This window comes from Gordonia sp. G4 (assembly GCF_057770005.1).
Map to the genome: position 1 here is coordinate 1506073 of NZ_CM173442.1, position 15173 is coordinate 1521245.

The 15173-nt window shown below is 66.5% G+C and carries 13 protein-coding genes and 2 pseudogenes; 8 read left to right on the forward strand and 7 right to left on the reverse strand.

The features are described from left to right. Positions 1-20: 20 nt before the first annotated feature. Positions 21-956 (forward strand): M23 family metallopeptidase, encoded by a 936-nt coding sequence (locus AC3B5T_RS06660; RefSeq protein WP_005179985.1) that lies wholly within the window; start codon positions 21-23, stop codon positions 954-956. Between the two features lie 22 nt (positions 957-978). On the opposite strand, the pseudogene AC3B5T_RS06665 reads toward AC3B5T_RS06660, so the two are convergent. The 3 genes and pseudogenes from AC3B5T_RS06665 to AC3B5T_RS06675 all read right to left on the reverse strand — a co-directional run. After that, positions 979-1328: pseudogene (locus tag AC3B5T_RS06665) on the reverse strand (metal-sensitive transcriptional regulator). Continuing rightward, complete coding sequence (locus tag AC3B5T_RS06670; protein WP_488358451.1) at positions 1325-3487, reverse strand: copper-translocating P-type ATPase; 2163 nt, start codon at positions 3485-3487, stop codon at positions 1325-1327. Before AC3B5T_RS06670 ends, AC3B5T_RS06665 begins: the two are co-directional and overlap by 4 nt. A 100-nt stretch (positions 3488-3587) precedes the next feature. Further along, positions 3588-4036: pseudogene (locus AC3B5T_RS06675) on the reverse strand (cation transporter); the annotation flags it as partial. Positions 4037-4245: 209 nt separating this feature from the next. On the opposite strand from AC3B5T_RS06675, the gene AC3B5T_RS06680 reads away from it, so the two are divergent. Beyond that, positions 4246-4626 (forward strand): BlaI/MecI/CopY family transcriptional regulator, encoded by a 381-nt coding sequence (locus AC3B5T_RS06680; protein WP_277244605.1) that lies wholly within the window; start codon positions 4246-4248, stop codon positions 4624-4626. A 40-nt stretch (positions 4627-4666) separates the two neighbouring features. Here AC3B5T_RS06680 and AC3B5T_RS06685 read toward each other — a convergent pair whose 3' ends face one another. From AC3B5T_RS06685 to acnA, 4 genes are all read right to left on the reverse strand, one after another. Next, on the reverse strand, positions 4667-4993 hold the full coding sequence (locus AC3B5T_RS06685) for a hypothetical protein (protein ID WP_277244582.1): 327 nt from the start codon (positions 4991-4993) through the stop codon (positions 4667-4669). A gap of 43 nt (positions 4994-5036) precedes the next feature. Continuing rightward, a complete protein-coding gene (locus tag AC3B5T_RS06690; protein WP_277244583.1) occupies positions 5037-5465 on the reverse strand; it encodes a hypothetical protein in 429 nt (142 codons plus the stop codon). A 1013-nt stretch (positions 5466-6478) separates the two neighbouring features. Beyond that, complete coding sequence (locus AC3B5T_RS06695) at positions 6479-6769, reverse strand: hypothetical protein (protein WP_277244585.1); 291 nt, start codon at positions 6767-6769, stop codon at positions 6479-6481. 92 nt (positions 6770-6861) lie between these two features. Further along, positions 6862-9459, reverse strand: a complete 2598-nt coding sequence (acnA, locus tag AC3B5T_RS06700) for an aconitate hydratase AcnA (protein ID WP_277244586.1) — start codon at positions 9457-9459, stop codon at positions 6862-6864. 107 nt (positions 9460-9566) lie between these two features. Here acnA and AC3B5T_RS06705 point away from each other — a divergent pair, with 107 nt between their 5' ends. From AC3B5T_RS06705 to AC3B5T_RS06730, 6 genes are all read left to right on the forward strand, one after another. Then, a complete protein-coding gene (locus AC3B5T_RS06705) occupies positions 9567-10247 on the forward strand; it encodes a GntR family transcriptional regulator (RefSeq protein WP_159371742.1) in 681 nt (226 codons plus the stop codon). 258 nt (positions 10248-10505) lie between these two features. Further along, positions 10506-11552 carry a Bug family tripartite tricarboxylate transporter substrate binding protein gene (locus tag AC3B5T_RS06710; RefSeq protein WP_277244587.1) on the forward strand — a complete coding sequence of 349 codons (1047 nt, stop codon included), beginning with the start codon at positions 10506-10508 and terminating at the stop codon, positions 11550-11552. A gap of 64 nt (positions 11553-11616) precedes the next feature. Continuing rightward, positions 11617-12015 carry a universal stress protein gene (locus AC3B5T_RS06715; protein ID WP_277244589.1) on the forward strand — a complete coding sequence of 133 codons (399 nt, stop codon included), beginning with the start codon at positions 11617-11619 and terminating at the stop codon, positions 12013-12015. After that, a complete protein-coding gene (locus AC3B5T_RS06720) occupies positions 12005-12574 on the forward strand; it encodes a tripartite tricarboxylate transporter TctB family protein (RefSeq protein ID WP_277244590.1) in 570 nt (189 codons plus the stop codon). The genes AC3B5T_RS06715 and AC3B5T_RS06720 overlap by 11 nt, the downstream gene beginning before the upstream one ends. Then, complete coding sequence (locus tag AC3B5T_RS06725) at positions 12574-14079, forward strand: tripartite tricarboxylate transporter permease (RefSeq protein WP_205333774.1); 1506 nt, start codon at positions 12574-12576, stop codon at positions 14077-14079. The genes AC3B5T_RS06720 and AC3B5T_RS06725 overlap by 1 nt, the downstream gene beginning before the upstream one ends. After that, positions 14079-14813 (forward strand): RraA family protein, encoded by a 735-nt coding sequence (locus AC3B5T_RS06730; protein ID WP_488358452.1) that lies wholly within the window; start codon positions 14079-14081, stop codon positions 14811-14813. Before AC3B5T_RS06725 ends, AC3B5T_RS06730 begins: the two co-directional genes overlap by 1 nt. Positions 14814-15173: the final 360 nt, after the last annotated feature.

A 15173-nucleotide genomic window follows, 5' to 3' on the forward strand; every position in this document is an offset into this window, starting at 1 on the left:
CGCGGGAAAGGTCCGACCGCATGCAGATGGTGTTGACATCGCTACGGGTCAAGGCGGGGCAGCAGTGGGGCCCCAAAGCGCTGGGAGTGGCAGCGGCGGTGTGCGTGGGCGTTGCGCCTGTGATTGCCACCGCACCGGCGGCGGCCTCGACCGATGGACATGTGGCCGGGGAGCTGATCGCGATCGTGCAGGACTCGGTGAAGGCCGCTTTGGGCGGGGCCGCGGCGGCGAATTTGGGGAAGCCGATCACGCAGACAGCGTCCTGCCTGGGCGCTCAGGCCCAGTCGGGCAGCGTCGGCGATGCGGGCAGTGCAGCCGCACTGCAGTGCTTCGGCACGTTTTCGCTCATTGATCCGATAGACGGGTTCCGAATCATCGACGCATTACCGCTGGCTCGGCTGGTAGCCACCCTGATCGCCGCAATCGTGCCGCACGATCCGAACGAGCCGCATGGCCCCCAGCCGCAGGAACCCGGAACGCCGACACCGCTGCTGCCCGGTAGTGGCGGTGCGGTGGCCCCGACTGCGGGCGAGATCACGTCCACCTTCGGTGACGGACGGGGCCATCAGGGCATTGATATCGGCAATGATCTGGGCGCGCCCATTGTCGCGGTAGCTGACGGGGAGGTCATCACCTCCGGACCTGCCGAGGGGTTCGGGTTGTGGATGCGGATCCGGCACGATGACGGCACGATCACCACCTACGGCCACAACGACGAGAATCTGCTCGAGCAGGGCGCGCGAGTACGGATGGGCCAATCGATCGCCACAGTGGGCAACCGTGGGGTCTCGACCGGCCCGCATCTGCATTTCGAGGTTCTCGACCCGACGGGAGTCAACGTCGATCCGGCACAGTGGCTGGCCGATCGCGGGGTGGTTCTGGCGATGGCCGCTGATGCAGACGCCCGCGCGCCGGGGCCGGTGGTGCCGCAGTGGGTCGGCGAACCACGCCTGTGACGAACCCGGCGTGGTGGGTGGCTCAGGAACGAACGAGGCGAGCGATGGCCGCCGAGGCTTCAGCGATCTTCTCCTGCGCCTCGTCCCCGCCGGCGTGGGCGGCATCGAGCACACAGTGGGTGAGATGGTCGTCGAGCAAACCCAGCGCGACCCCCTCCAGCGCCTTGGTCAGCGCCGAAATCTGGGTCAGGATGTCGATGCAGTACTGCTCCTCATCGACCATCCGATAGATACCTCGGGGGATTGCCCCTCGATGCGCTTGAGGCGGGCCAGGTATTTGCCCTTATCGCTGATGTAACCGTGGGAAGAGTGTTCCGAGGCAGAGGATTCTTCCGGGGTGGAGGATTGTCCCGGTGCGGACGCAGCGGTCATGAACTCACCTTCTCAATGGATCTCGGTCGGTTGTGCTGCAGTCCACGCACTGTACTCGCGCCTGGCTGCAGGTCGAGTCGGCGTAACAGTTGCGCGTTGAGTGCGACCACGACCGTCGAGGCTGACATCAGAATCGCTCCGACCGACATCGGCAGGACGAACCCGATGGGCGCGAGAATTCCGGCGGCCAGCGGTACAGAGATCAGGTTGTATCCCGCTGCCCACCACAGGTTCTGCTTCATTTTTCGGTAGCTGGCGTCTGACAGCTCGATGACCGACAGCACCGAACGGGGGTCGTCGCTGGCGAGGATGACCCCGGCCGAGGCGATCGCGACGTCGGTGCCGGCCCCGATCGCGATGCCCACATCGGCCTGGGCCAGGGCGGGGGCGTCGTTGACGCCGTCGCCCACCATCGCCACCTTGCGGCCTTCGTGCTGCAGTTCGGCCACCTTGCTGGCTTTGTCTTCCGGCCGTACACCGGCGAACACCCGATCGATACCGAGGTCGTGAGCGACGGTGTGCGCCACTGCTTCGGCGTCGCCGGTAATCATCACAACCTCGACCCCGCGGGCGTGCAGCACCTCGACGGCTTGGCGGGATTCCCCGCGCACCTCATCAGCAAGTTTGAGAGCTCCAATCAGCTCAGTGTCGCGGGTGACATGCAGGATGATTGCGCCGTCGGCGCGCCAGCGATCAGCGATGGCCAGTTCCTGATGGCCCTGTTCCTCGAGCATGCGGGGCCCGCCCACCCGCACTGTGGCGCCCTCGACGCGAGCGGTCACACCGACCGCCGGTGACGAGGTGAAGTCGGTGGCCGCCGGCACCGGCCGCGCGCGGTCGCCGGCAGCTGCGACAATCGCTCGCGCCAACGGGTGCTCACTGTCGGCTTCGGCGCTGGCGGCCAGGGCGAGCACGGTGTCCTCATCGACGCCGTCGGCGGCCGCGATCTCGATGACCGTGGGCTCACCCTTGGTCAGGGTTCCGGTCTTGTCGAACAGCACCGCATCCACAGTGCGCATGGCCTCAAGTGCCAACCGGTCTTTAACCAGCACGCCGCCGCGGGCGGCGCGTTCGGTGGCAATGGCCACCACCAGGGGGATAGCCAAGCCGAGTGCGTGCGGGCAGGCGATGACCAGCACGGTGATGGTTCGAATCACCGCCTGGTCGGGTTGGCCGATGACCGTCCACACGATGGCGGTGATGATCGCTGAGCCGAGCGCGAACCAGAACAGCAGCGCTGCAGCGGAATCGGCCAGCCGCTGGGCGCGGGAGGTGGAGTTCTGCGCGTCTGCCACCAGGCGCTGAATCCCGGCCAGCGCCGTGTCATCGCCGGTGGCGGTGATCTGGACCCGCAGCCCCGAGTCGGTGGCCACCGTGCCGGCCACCACCTGATCGCCGATGCCGCGGCGCACCGTGCGCGATTCTCCGGTGACCATGGATTCATCGAGCTCGGCCGAGCCGTCTACGACGCGACCGTCGGCCGGCACGCTGGCCCCCGGGCGCACGATCACCACATCTCCGACCTGCAGCTCACTGGGAGCAACCGTGGTGATCTGGTCGCCATCGACGCGTTCGGCCTCATCGGGCAGCAGCGCGGCCAGCGAGTCCAGGGCCGAGGTCGTCTGGGCCAGCGACCGCATCTCGATCCAATGCCCCAACAGCATGATCACGATGAGCAGCGCCAGTTCCCACCAGAAGTCCAGTTCGTGGTGCAACACACCGATGCTCGCACCCCAGGACGCCACGAAGGCCACCGTGATCGCCAAGGCGATCAACAGCATCATTCCCGGTGCACGCGACCGCAGTTCTGAATAGGCGCCTACCAGGAACGGCCGCCCACCCCAGCAGTACATCACCGTACCCAGCACCGGTGAGACCCACTTCAACACTTCACCATCGGGTAGGTCATAGCCGATGAGCATCGCGAACATGGGCGAAAAGGCCACGACCGGCACAGCCAGGGCCAGCATGATCCAGAACAGCCGCCGGAACTGCCCGACGTGATCACCATGCCCCCCATGCCCAGCGTGATCATGGTCTGCGCGGGCGCGCTCAGCATGGTGATCGTGGTGGTTGTGTGACGCTGCGGCGAGTTGGCCGTGGTGGCGTTCATCGGCGGCGTCGTGACCGACGTGCTCAGGGGAAGAGTGCTCGTTCATGCCGCTACCTTATACCCCTGGGGGGTATACGTCGAGGGGTTGGTGGATACAACTGGCGCAGGTTGAGCAACGCGGCGCGATGAAACGGCCATGCCGCCTACACGATCACTGGCGCGGCCAACGTCAACGACGCCCACTGCCAGTAGGTGGACTGCAACGGCGGGACCATTGCCAGCGCGATCACCGGTAGCGGGAGAACCACCGCACCGATCAGTCGGTGACGCAAGGCCACGAGCTCCCCGTCGTCGTCCGAAGGGTCATCGTCGAAGGCGGCGCCTTGGGTGGGAGTCGCGGGCAGCGCAGCTGGTATTCAGCCTGTTCGATGGTCTCGATCAGCAGGTGTGGGTCGACACCGGCGGGTGCGCTGACGTGAGCCTTTTCGGTGGCGTAGTTCACCGAGGCGCTCACTCCGTCGCGTTTGTTCGGTGTGCGTTCGATGCGTGCCGCGCACGATGCACACGTCATGCCCGACACGGCGAGTTCGATATCGACGGCGCCTGTCTGCCCGGCGGTGGCCGCAGGTGGGTGGATCGGAGCTGAGGTGGTCATGGGGGAGTTCCTTGTGGGTGAATGCCTCGGCGCAGTGCCCCGGGTGGCGCTAGTCAGCGAGAGTGTCCGGCGTGCGGATCGTCCGGATTCTGCGTGGCCATCGAACACCGTCCGCCTCGCGGCACTGCCGATGCGCTCCAACGGGACCGAGCTACTAGCTGAGGTAGTCCGTCGTAAGATTGACCCGCATCTAGAGATGGTGGGTGAAAATGACTGGGCTGGGTTCGCTGGAACGCGCAGTGATGGACGTGCTGTGGTCGGCCGGTGCGGCGATGTCGGTGCACGACCTGGTCGAGGAACTCCACGACCGCGAACCGGCCTACACCACAGTGCTCACCGTCGTCACCAACCTGCACAAGAAAGGGTTCGTCGGTCGAGAAAAAGTCAGCCGCGCCTACCGGTACTTCCCCATGCAGACCCGCGAGGAGGCCACCTCACGCACCTTGCGTCAGGTCCTCGACGCCAGCGGGGACTCCGCGGCAGTACTGATGCACTTCGCCCAGACCGTGACACCCGCCGAGCGTGAAGTGCTCAGCGAATACCTCACCCGCAAACCGCGCCACACCCGCGGCGGCGGCTCCAAAGCCTAAGCTACAGAAACTTTCCAAGATCGAAATCCCGCCCGACTACTCAACCGGTCGCGCGCCCCTTGACTGCGGGAAGTAGATGCGCCGCCAGCGCACCGGCCACACCCGCAGTGAAGGCCGCAGCGCTCAGAGCCGACACCCAGTCGTGCACATTCACCACGGTCAGCATCCGCAGCTCAACCTGATCACCACGCCCGACTGTTGAGGGGTTGGATGACACGAGATCCGACGTTCGGATCAGCATCACCAGCCAGAACGCGGCAACTGCCTCAAACATCACCACGGCAAGGCCCACCGCACGGGAGATCGTACGGGCAGGACCGCGGGGGCCGAACCGATCTGTAGGCCGCACCTCGACACCGTCAGTCATGCCCACCACCTCCTCCGCACACCCGCATCACATCCCACTTCTACTAACCACCTTCGTATTTTTGTGGGAATCGGGCGTGGGCGCCGGGAACGAGGGCGTCGAAGCCATCACCGCGGGAGGCCGGCCGGGCCAGGCGGAAGATTATCGCGGCCACCAGACCCAAGATCGCGATCACGCTGCCTGTACGGGACCACCTCGGGGGTCGATTGAGCTCCGCCCTCAACGCCAGCTCGGCGATCGGATCAGCAGGCACCACGCCAATCTCGATCGACGCGCCCGTGGCCGCGAACACGATGAACACCCACAGCGCCGAGGCCATCCACACAAGCGGGTCAATGATCATAGCCAACGACGCACCGTGCAGATGAGCATAAAACAGCATGAGCGCCCCAACACAGAGCAGCGCCAACACGATCGCCGACGCGAAAACACCCTGGGGACCAACCACCATCACGCCGACGGCCGCACTCACGACCACCGCACACGAAACACGCGCCCGCCACGCCTCCCCACCTCGATCCGGCTGACGGGCAGCGGCGACACCACACGCTGCGACCGCACCGAACAGTCCCAGGAGCACCCCTAGGGCCACAACGTTTTCGATCACCACGCCTCCGAAACAACCAGCTTGAAACTATCCTAGATAGTAGTTCAGGTGGACCGGAGGGCGCCGAGCAGAGGGGGAGTAGCCCTATCTTCCCGTGGATGGGGCGAGGCCTCTCGGGTCGACGCGCCTCCGGGCCTCGACATATTTGAACGGCCGCTTCCGAAGTCGGGTTGGCCGGCACTGTAGGGATTGGGACTCGCCGACCTGTTGTGCCCGCTAGAAGCGGACAACGAAAAGCGCTCTCCAGTACCCGATCTCAGACCGTAAGAGGAGTGCGGTTGGCGGGCTTTTCGCAGCCGAGATGGGCGCCGTTGGTCGCAGCGGTAACAGTGCGGCCGTCAGTTTTGCGTTTGCGTGAACGCTGGTAGCAGTATCGCGTCGATGAGCCACGGGTCGTCAGCGGCGTCCAGACGTCCGGCACGTACTTCCTCGGCAGCCGCGTTCATCACCACGTGAGTGGTGGTCAGTAGCCACGTCACGGGCAGATCAGTTCGGAACGCGTCTTCGCGTTGTCCACGCGAGCAGCAAACTGCGCATGCGGGCCTCGGCGCTCTCGTGCGTGGACCCCGGCCTAGAGCGGACTGAATCAGGCTGTGCCGCACCGCCGAACGAGTATGAGCTAGGGTCGATCAGGGCCAATCATCCCTAGGATCGTCTCTTCGAGAGCGGCATAACCACCTGCGTCGGTACGCCTGTGAGCATGGATCGATCCCGGCTCGCCACCGCGCGGCCCGACGGCTTCGATATCGGTTGACGGGGTCGTCAACCGCCGTGCCGTATTCCGGCGGCGCCGTTTGCTGGCCGAACGGATCCGCCGCCTTTAGTCCAAGCTCCCCAGCCAGAACTTCATCGCCCCGACCTGACATCGCTTTCGCGACCTACACCACCGCCGGGATGTCGGCCGCGTAGCGGATGACCGAACCGACCCGGCCGAAGCGACGTTCGATGATCACAATCGCCTCCGCGAGCTGGTCGGGGTCGTCGACGTCGGCGACGAATGCCGCGGTGTGCCCGTTGTTGCCGATCATGAACGGCAGGACTGCGGAGTACTGACTGCTGACGACAGCCAGCGGGATGTCGCGACGGAACAGGTCGTACGCGTGGTCGATGGCAGCAGGGTCGTCGAGGACGACGAGCGGGACCGAGGAGATGTGCTTGTTCTTTCTCATGTATCGAGAGTGAACCCGCAGGTTATGAGGGGGTTGACCGATCACTGTGAATTCGCTGGCAGCTACGCGTCGCCACCCCCCGGCCCGCGAGGTCACCGCACGAGTTGCTCGTCGAGAATGCTGGGGATGACTCCGCCGCGTCGGAGAAGCCGACGATCCAGATCGGTCTCGGCGGCCACCTGCGCGTCGAAACGCATCTCGGAACCGTCGATCCGCCGGACGACGACCGCCACCGTCCCGCGGTCGACGGCGTCGGCAGTCCCGACGACGTGCAGTCGGTCTCCGGGCTGCAGGTCCTGCAACCCGCCGTCGACGTCAGCGGGGATGAGCAACGGCAGGACGCCGACACCGACCAGATTGGACCGGTGAATACGTTCGAAACTGCGCGCGAGCACGGCCCGCACGCCGAGCAGACGCACCAGCTTCGCCGCCCAGTCCCGTGAGCTGCCCATGCCGTACCGTTCACCCGCCACGATCACCACCCCGTCGCCGTCCTGCGCGTACCGGCCCGCGGCCTCCGGAAGAGACACGACCTCGCCGGTGGGCGCATGCACGGTGTGCGCGGGAGCCGCATCCGGTGCGAGCGCGTTGCGGACGTTCTTGTTCTGAAAGCCGCCCCGCAGCATGGCTTCCCAATTGCCGCGCCGGGAGGCGTAGACGTTCAGGTCGCCCGGTTCCGCACCCCGCTCCACGAGGTATCGACCGGTCGGGCTGTCGGGCTTGATCGCCCCGGCCGGGGAGATGTGGTCGGTGGTGATGTCGTCGCCGAGCACGAGCAGGGGATGCGCGGTGTACTCCCCGAGCATGGTGTGCGCGTAGCCGTCATCGGCGAAAGGAGGACGCCGCAGGGCCGTCGACGACGGGTCCCAGGGGAACAGCGGCCCATCCGGTACTTCGAGTGCGTCCCATGCCGGATTGCGGGACGCGGAGACGAAGTCGTCGACGACATCACGCGGACGCCGCGCTGCATCGGTGAGCGCGTCGATCTCCTCCGGGGCGGGCCACAGATCAGCGAGCAGCACGTCATGTCCGTCGGCGTCGACGCCGATCGGTTCCGAGGTGGGATCTATCGCCGCATCACCCGCGAGCGCGAAGACGATCACCATCGGCGGCGACATCAGCAGGCCCAGTTCAAGGTCCGGGTGGACGCGGCCGGGGAAGTTGCGGTTGCCGCTCAGCACAGCCACCGGCTTTCGTGTGTGCGCCTCGGCCACCGCGGTGATCTCCGCCGGCAGCGGTCCCGAGTTGCCGATGCAGGTGGCACAACCGAATCCGACGATGTCGAAGCCGACCGCGGACAGGTCGTCGGTGAGACCGGCCCGCTCGAGCACGCCGGCGGCAGAGGGCGAACCCGGCGCGAGGGAGGTCTTCACATACTCCGGCACCCGCATCCCTCGCTCCCGTGCGCGGCGGGCGACCAAACCCGCGGCGATGAGGAGGCGCGGGTCAGAGGTGTTGGTACAGCTCGTGATCGACGCGATGGCGACGGGGAACGCCGGCATGTCGACGCCGTCGTCGCACTGCGCCGGTCCCTCGGTGTCGAAGGTCGACGGCAACTCGGTCACCGGGACCAGGTCCTGCGGGCGACGCGGACCGGCCACCGACGGGACCACCGCACCCAGGTCGATGTCGATCGTGCGGGTGAAACGCGGCTCGGCATCGGGGTCGAACCACAGCCCGAGCCGTCGTGTCACCGACTCGACGAGCTCGCAGTGTTCGGCGGTACGTCCGGTGTCGGCCAGGTATCGGACGGTCTGTGCGTCGACGGGGAAGAACCCGGTGGTGGCACCGTATTCCGGGGCCATGTTGGCGATCACCGCCCGTGCGCCCACCGTCAGTGCCGATACGCCCGGCCCGTAGAACTCGACGAACTCACCCGTGACCCCGAGCTCGCGCAGACGGTGCGTGACGACCAGCGAGAGATCCGTGGCCAGCACGCCCGCGGAGAGCGTCCCGGTGAGGCGGACTCCCACGACCTCGGGGATCCGCAGTGTGGTCGGCATGCCGAACATCACTGTCTCGGCTTCCAGACCTCCTATGCCCCAGCCCAATACACCGAGCCCGTTGATCATGGGCGTGTGGCTGTCCGTACCGAGCATCATGTCGGGCACCGCGTGGTCGACGCCACCGACCTTCTCCACCGTCACCACGGTGGCGAGCTGTTCGAGGTTGATCGTGTGCATGATCCCGGTACCCGGTGGGTTGATGTGCACGGTGTCCATCGTGGTCGACGCCCAGGCCAGGAAGCGATACCGCTCCGCGTTGCGACGCATGTCGTGGGCGAGATTGGCCGCGGCGGCATCGCGGCGCGCGAACGACTCGACCGCGAGCGAATGGTCCACCGAGACCTCCACCGGCAGGCGGGGACTCAACGCCGTCGGATCCCCACCTCGGGCGGCAACCGCGTCACGCATCGCGGCGATGTCGACGAGGGCGGGCGTGCTGGTGGTGTCGTGCATCAGCAACCGGCCCGGCACATACGGGATCTCGGCGTCGCTGGTGCCGGCGCGAAGCCAGCGGGTCATGTCGTCCAGGGCTCGATCGCGCGTCTCGGCGTCGGCATGGCGAGTCACGTTCTCGGCGAGTAGACGGACCACCGTGGGCCACTGCCGGTACACGTCGGACCCGACCCGCCGCTCGACATCGACGACCGGCAGATCGGGTTGCGCGCGGCGTTCAGCTCCACTCATGGGTCCACCATAGGTTATAACCTATAACTTGTACCACCGGTGCTATCATCGCGACGTCCGGCGCTGCCGGATCTCGACGTCCCATGACCACTGCCGGGAGGCCCGCCATGACTGCACCAGGCGGGATGTTCACCAAGAACGACTACGCATACGCCGAGCTCCAGCGGCGAATTCTGACCGGGGTCCTGCCAGCCGGCGCGGTGATCCCCCAGGCCAAACTCGCGGCCGAGATCGGCGTCAGCACGACTCCCCTCCGCGAGGCGATCCGCCGTCTGTCCGCCGAGGGCATGGTCGAACTCGAGGCCCACCGAGACGCGCGGGTGACCCCCGTATCCGCAAATGAGGCGCGCCACCTCTACCAGGTACGCGAGAACCTGGACCCGCTCGCGGCGGCGCTCGCCGCGCGGACGCGAACGGCGGCCGACATCGCCGCCATCAGCAATGCCTTCGATCGCCTCTCGCCCATCGCCAGTGCGTCCGATGTCGATGCCCTTGTCCGACACCGGGAATTCCATCGCACGGTGTACCGCGCTTCGGGCAACCCCGTTCTCATCGACATCCTCGAACGACTCTGGGACAAAGCAGATCGTTACCGAGTCATCGGCCTCTCCCACCGGGGCGATTCACCCGACGACCGGTCGCGGGTCACCGCCGAGCACCGGGCGATCATGGAGGCCGTCGCCGACGGTGACGCCGAGCGTGCCGACGCGGTGATGCGCGAGCACATCGGCAACAGTCTCGGACGTCGTGCCATCGATGCGCTCACCGAGGACCCCGTCGCCGGCTGACCTGGCCGCTGCCACTTTTCCGACCCCTGTGTCCTGCGTCACCGTCATAGGTTATAATCTATAACTGTGCGACGCCGAGCGCGCGCGAAAAGCGCAAAACGATACTTATGCGCCCAAGCGTGACTGTGACGACGGTTACGCCAACACTTCCGATGTGACCACCGACGTGGTGGTCCTCACATTCGCAGCAGAATCGAGTCAGACGATGTTGGTAGCTCTCGGCCTCGGGACCCGACCCCGAACGAAAACGAGGACCGCATGACCGCACCATCCCCCGGCACCGACGAATCGACAGAGCTGTCCCGCACGTCTCGTCCGCCGAAACGTGTTCCCACGCTCGTCAAAGCACTCGGCGCACTGGTCGCCGCGGCGATCGTCGTCGTCGGCGTCGTCGACGCGGCCGGGAGCGAGGGCGGCGCCGGCGCGCGATCGCAATTGACCCTGATCGCGCCCGCGGCCGCCGGTGGTGGTTGGGACGGTGCGGCACGCGAGATGCAGCAGGCGCTGCGAGCCCAGAACATCGTCAACAACTCGCAGGTCGTCAACATCCCCGGTGCCGGCGGCACGATCGGACTCAGCCAGTTCGCGGGGATGACCGGCGACGCCAGCACGATCATGGTCATGGGCATCACGATGCTGGGCGCGATCAACATCAACGGGTCCGACGTGGATCTCGGAGACGTCACCCCCATCGCGCGGCTCGCCGACGACTACGACGTCGTCGTCGTACCGGCTGATTCTCCGATCACGACCATCGAAGAGTTGATGGCCGAATGGAAGAAGGACCCCAAGAACTTCACGTTCGGTGGCGGTTCGCTGGGCAGCGTCGACCAGATGATCATCAGCCAGATGGCTCGGGAGAACGGCATAGACCCCGCCGCGGTCAACTACATCGCCTACTCCGGTGGTGGCGAACTGGCGACCTCACTCATGTCCGGGACGATCAAGGCCTCGGTCAGTGGTTACGAGGATTTCGTCGACCAGATCACCGCCGGAAATCTACGCGCGCTGGCGATCTCGGCTCCCGAGCCGGTCCCGGCCATCGATCTGCCGACCCTGTCCGAACTGGGTTACGACGTCACCCTCACCAACTGGCGCGGGGTGGTCGCACCGCCGGGTATCACCGATGACCAGCGCACCGAACTCGAGGCGATCGTCACCGAGGTCGTCGAATCACCCGAGTGGCGAGATGCATTGCAGCGCAACAACTGGTCCGACACGTTCACGCCGGGTACCGGATTCAACCAGGTCATCGACCAGCAATCGGAGTTCGTCCGCGGCATCTGGGCCGACCTCGGGTACTGACCGACCGCCTGTCGGCGAACCCGCACTGCACAACCCCTGCCCCACACGACATCACGGAGAACCCATGCCCATCCTTGTCGCTTTCGCCCACACCCCCGAAGGTCGAGCGGCCTTCGAACACGGCCGGCGCCTCGCGCGCAACGAGAGCTCTCAACTGATCGTCTTCGATATGGAGACCCCCGCTGTCGACGACGACGGTGGCATTCCCGAGCCCGACTTCGCCCCTGTCGAGAATGCCGGCAACAACACCGCGATTCGCTGGCTCGGCCATCGTCGCGAGGATTCCGATCCGGCCGCCGAACTCATCGACGTCTCCGAGGAGTTGTCCGCCGATCTCATCGTCGTCGGCCTGCGCCGCCGGTCGCGCGTCGGGAAACTTCTGCTCGGCTCGAACGCACAGCGCATCCTCATCGACGCCGAGGTCCCGGTACTGGCAGTGAAGGCAGCCCATCATGACGACTGACAATGCGGCGGCGCAGCCCGTCGGCACGACGCTCGACGACGGACACGGATCGGACCCCGCGCGCCGACCGCTCACCGGACGAAGCGGTCTGGTCGTCGCGGGCCTGATGCTCGCACTTGCCGTCTACCTGACCGCGGGCATCATCGGGATGGACATCCCGGGCAGCGCAGCGACTCCCGGACCCGCGTTCTTCCCGATCATCCTGACGATCTGCGCGTACGTGATCGCCGGACTGCTGACCGTGCAGACCCTGCGTCACCCCGACGAGCCCGACCCCGACATCGTGCCGCCCGCGGCCGGTCAGTGGCGAACGCAGAGTGATTGGCGTGCAATGGGTCTCGTCCTGGCCGGACTCATCGCCTTCACCGCGCTGCTGGTTCCGCTCGGTTGGATTCTGTCCGCCGCGCTGCTCTTCTGGATCGTCGCCTATGCCATGGGTTCCACCCGTCCGGTCCTCGACATCGCGGTGTCGCTCGTCGTCTCCTGTGCAGTGCAGGCGTTCTTCTCGGCAGGCCTCGGGCTGAACCTGCCCGCCGGCGTCCTGGGAGGGCTGTTCTGATGGACAACGTCTCACTCCTGTTGGAGGGCTTCTCCCAGGCACTCACCCCGATGAACCTGCTCTGGGTCTTCATCGGCGCGCTGCTCGGCACCGCGGTGGGTGTGCTCCCGGGCCTGGGTTCGGCGATGGCCGTCGCACTGTTGCTGCCGGTGACCTTCACCCTCGACCCCACCGCCGCGTTCATCATGTTCGCCGGCGTGTACTTCGGCGGCCTGTTCGGTGACTCGACCATGGGCATCCTGATGAACACGCCCGGCGGGTCCACCGCCATCGCAACATCATTCGAGGGCCATCGGATGGCCAAACGCGGGCGCGCCGCCCAGGCCCTCGCCACCGCCGCGATCGGCGCCTTCATCGGCGGCTTGATCGCGACGACCATCGTCGTGTTCTTCGCACCCAAGCTCGCCGATCTCGCCATCCAGTTCGGTCCCGCCGAATACTTCGCCCTCGCCGTCTTCGCCTTCATCGCGATTGCCTCGGTGGTCTCCGACTCCGTCATCAAGGGTCTGACCGGACTCCTCATCGGGCTGATCCTCGCGGTCATCGGGATCGACGGCATCTCGGGCACCCAGCGCTTCACGATGGGCGCGCCCGAGTTGTTCGACGGCATCAGCATCATCGTCATCACCGTCGGCACCCTGGCTCTGGGCGAGGTCCTCTACGTCGCCTCCCGCATCCATCGCACGCGTGCGCCGGACGCGGACGCCGTCATCGGGCGGCCCTTCCTCAAGCGCGCCGAGTTCCGCGAGGCGCTTCCGGCGTGGTTGCGCGGCACCGGTTTCGGCGTCCCCTTCGGCGTCATCCCGGTCGGCGGCGCAGAGGTGCCGACGTTCCTCGCCTACGGAACCGAGCGTCGTCTCGACCGCAAACGACCCGACCCCCAGTTCGGTCACGGCGCCATCCGCGGTGTCGCCGGTCCGGAGGCGGCGGGCAACGCGACGTCGGGCACCGCGATGGGTGCCCTGCTCGCGATGGGTCTGCCCACCTCCGCCACCGCGGCGATCATGCTGGCCGCATTCCAGCAGTACGGCCTGCAGCCCGGCCCCCTGCTCTTCGAGCGCAACGCCGATCTCGTCTGGACGCTCATCGCCAGCCTGTTCATCGGCCTGGTCATGCTGCTGATCCTCAACATGCCGTTCGCCGCCATCTGGGCGAAACTGCTGCTGATCCCCAGGCACTACCTCTACGCGGGGATCGCGGTGTTCTGCGTGCTCGGTGTCTACGCGACCTCGGCCGCGATCACCGACCTCATCCTGGTCATCGCCATCGCCTTCGTCGGATATCTGCTGCGGCGCTATGGTTTCCCGCTCGCCCCCGTCATGATCGGCGTCGTCCTCGGCCCCCTTGCCGAGACCAGCCTGCGCAACGCGATGATGTCGAGCGGCGGTGATCCGAGTGTGCTGGTGGGCAGCGCGATCACCTGGGTCCTCTACGGAGTCCTGGCCGTCGTCGTCCTGTTCACCGCGTTCCGCCGCCTGCGGATGCGCACGCGTCAGGACACCTGATGCGACAGCAGTTCCTTCCCCGCTCCTCGCCCGCCCTCACCGAAAGTCAGCCGCCGATGCCCATGCGCACCAGCACCGACCGCGCACTCATCCGCTCCCGCTTCCTCGCCGTCGACGTCGCGAACGTCGCCGACGTCCTCGACGACCTGGGTCACCGTGATCAGGCGCTCAGCACCGACTTCACGTGTGCGGCCGGACGCGAACGGCTGGCCGGCTGGGCGTTCACCATCTCGGGCGCGACGAGCGCCGCCCCGGGACGGGACCCGCTGAAAGCGCAGGCGTGCAGCCAGATCGGCCCGGACGAGGTCTCCGTGTGGCAGGGGAACGGCCGGGGCGTCTGTTACTTCGGTGAACTCGTCGCGATCGGCATGATGCAGCGGGGCTCCGTCGGCGCAGTGGTCGACGGCGGTGTGCGCGACAAGAGATGGCTCCACGAGATCGGTTTCACGACGTTCTCCCGCTATCCGACCTCGGTGCAGACCAGCGGCCGTTGGCGCGTCGAGACGTGGCAGCAACCCGTCACCCTGCCGGGCGCATCCGGGGAACCGGTCGTCATCGAGCCCGGCGACTTCATCCTCGGCGACGACGACGGTGTCATCGTCATCCCCGCTGGGATCGTCGACGTCGTGCTCGAGGCAGCGGAGACCATGACGGAGAAGGAGATCGACGTCCGGGCCGCGATCCGCAACGGCATGACCCTCGCCGACGCGATGGCGGAGTTCGGACGGATCTGATCCCGCACTCGGCGGCGGGCGCGAGAACAATTCCCTAGTCCGAAGGGAAGACAGAACCATTGCTCCCTGAGGTGCGAGGAGCGCAAGCGACGAGCCACGAAGGGCCTGGTGAGACACGTTGCGAAGCCCTTCGTGGCTCGCTTCGCTCGCACCTCAGGGAGCAGAGATGTGGATGCTGAGAGTGTTCTTTCGTAGTCCACGACGGCCGCGAGGCCGCAGATACTGAGGTGCGAGGAGCGCAAGCCGCCGGGCCGAGCAAGCGACGAAGGAGCGCGTCGAGGTCGACGAGCCACGAAGGGCCTGGTGAGACGCCTTGCGGGACCCTTCGTGACGCGCCCTCCGCAAGCTCCGGGCGCTCCT

Coding starts and splice junctions, on each gene's coding strand:
- AC3B5T_RS06730 (WP_488358452.1), top strand. CDS start 14,079: ATGCGACAGCAGTTCCTTCCCCGCTCCTCGCCCGCCCTCACCGAAAGT.
- AC3B5T_RS06685 (WP_277244582.1), bottom strand. CDS start 4,993: ATGACTGACGGTGTCGAGGTGCGGCCTACAGATCGGTTCGGCCCCCGC.
- AC3B5T_RS06695 (WP_277244585.1), bottom strand. CDS start 6,769: ATGAGAAAGAACAAGCACATCTCCTCGGTCCCGCTCGTCGTCCTCGAC.
- AC3B5T_RS06705 (WP_159371742.1), top strand. CDS start 9,567: ATGACTGCACCAGGCGGGATGTTCACCAAGAACGACTACGCATACGCC.
- AC3B5T_RS06720 (WP_277244590.1), top strand. CDS start 12,005: ATGACGACTGACAATGCGGCGGCGCAGCCCGTCGGCACGACGCTCGAC.
- AC3B5T_RS06670 (WP_488358451.1), bottom strand. CDS start 3,487: ATGAACGAGCACTCTTCCCCTGAGCACGTCGGTCACGACGCCGCCGAT.
- AC3B5T_RS06660 (WP_005179985.1), top strand. CDS start 21: ATGCAGATGGTGTTGACATCGCTACGGGTCAAGGCGGGGCAGCAGTGG.
- AC3B5T_RS06680 (WP_277244605.1), top strand. CDS start 4,246: ATGACTGGGCTGGGTTCGCTGGAACGCGCAGTGATGGACGTGCTGTGG.
- AC3B5T_RS06715 (WP_277244589.1), top strand. CDS start 11,617: ATGCCCATCCTTGTCGCTTTCGCCCACACCCCCGAAGGTCGAGCGGCC.
- acnA (WP_277244586.1), bottom strand. CDS start 9,459: ATGAGTGGAGCTGAACGCCGCGCGCAACCCGATCTGCCGGTCGTCGAT.
- AC3B5T_RS06710 (WP_277244587.1), top strand. CDS start 10,506: ATGACCGCACCATCCCCCGGCACCGACGAATCGACAGAGCTGTCCCGC.
- AC3B5T_RS06725 (WP_205333774.1), top strand. CDS start 12,574: ATGGACAACGTCTCACTCCTGTTGGAGGGCTTCTCCCAGGCACTCACC.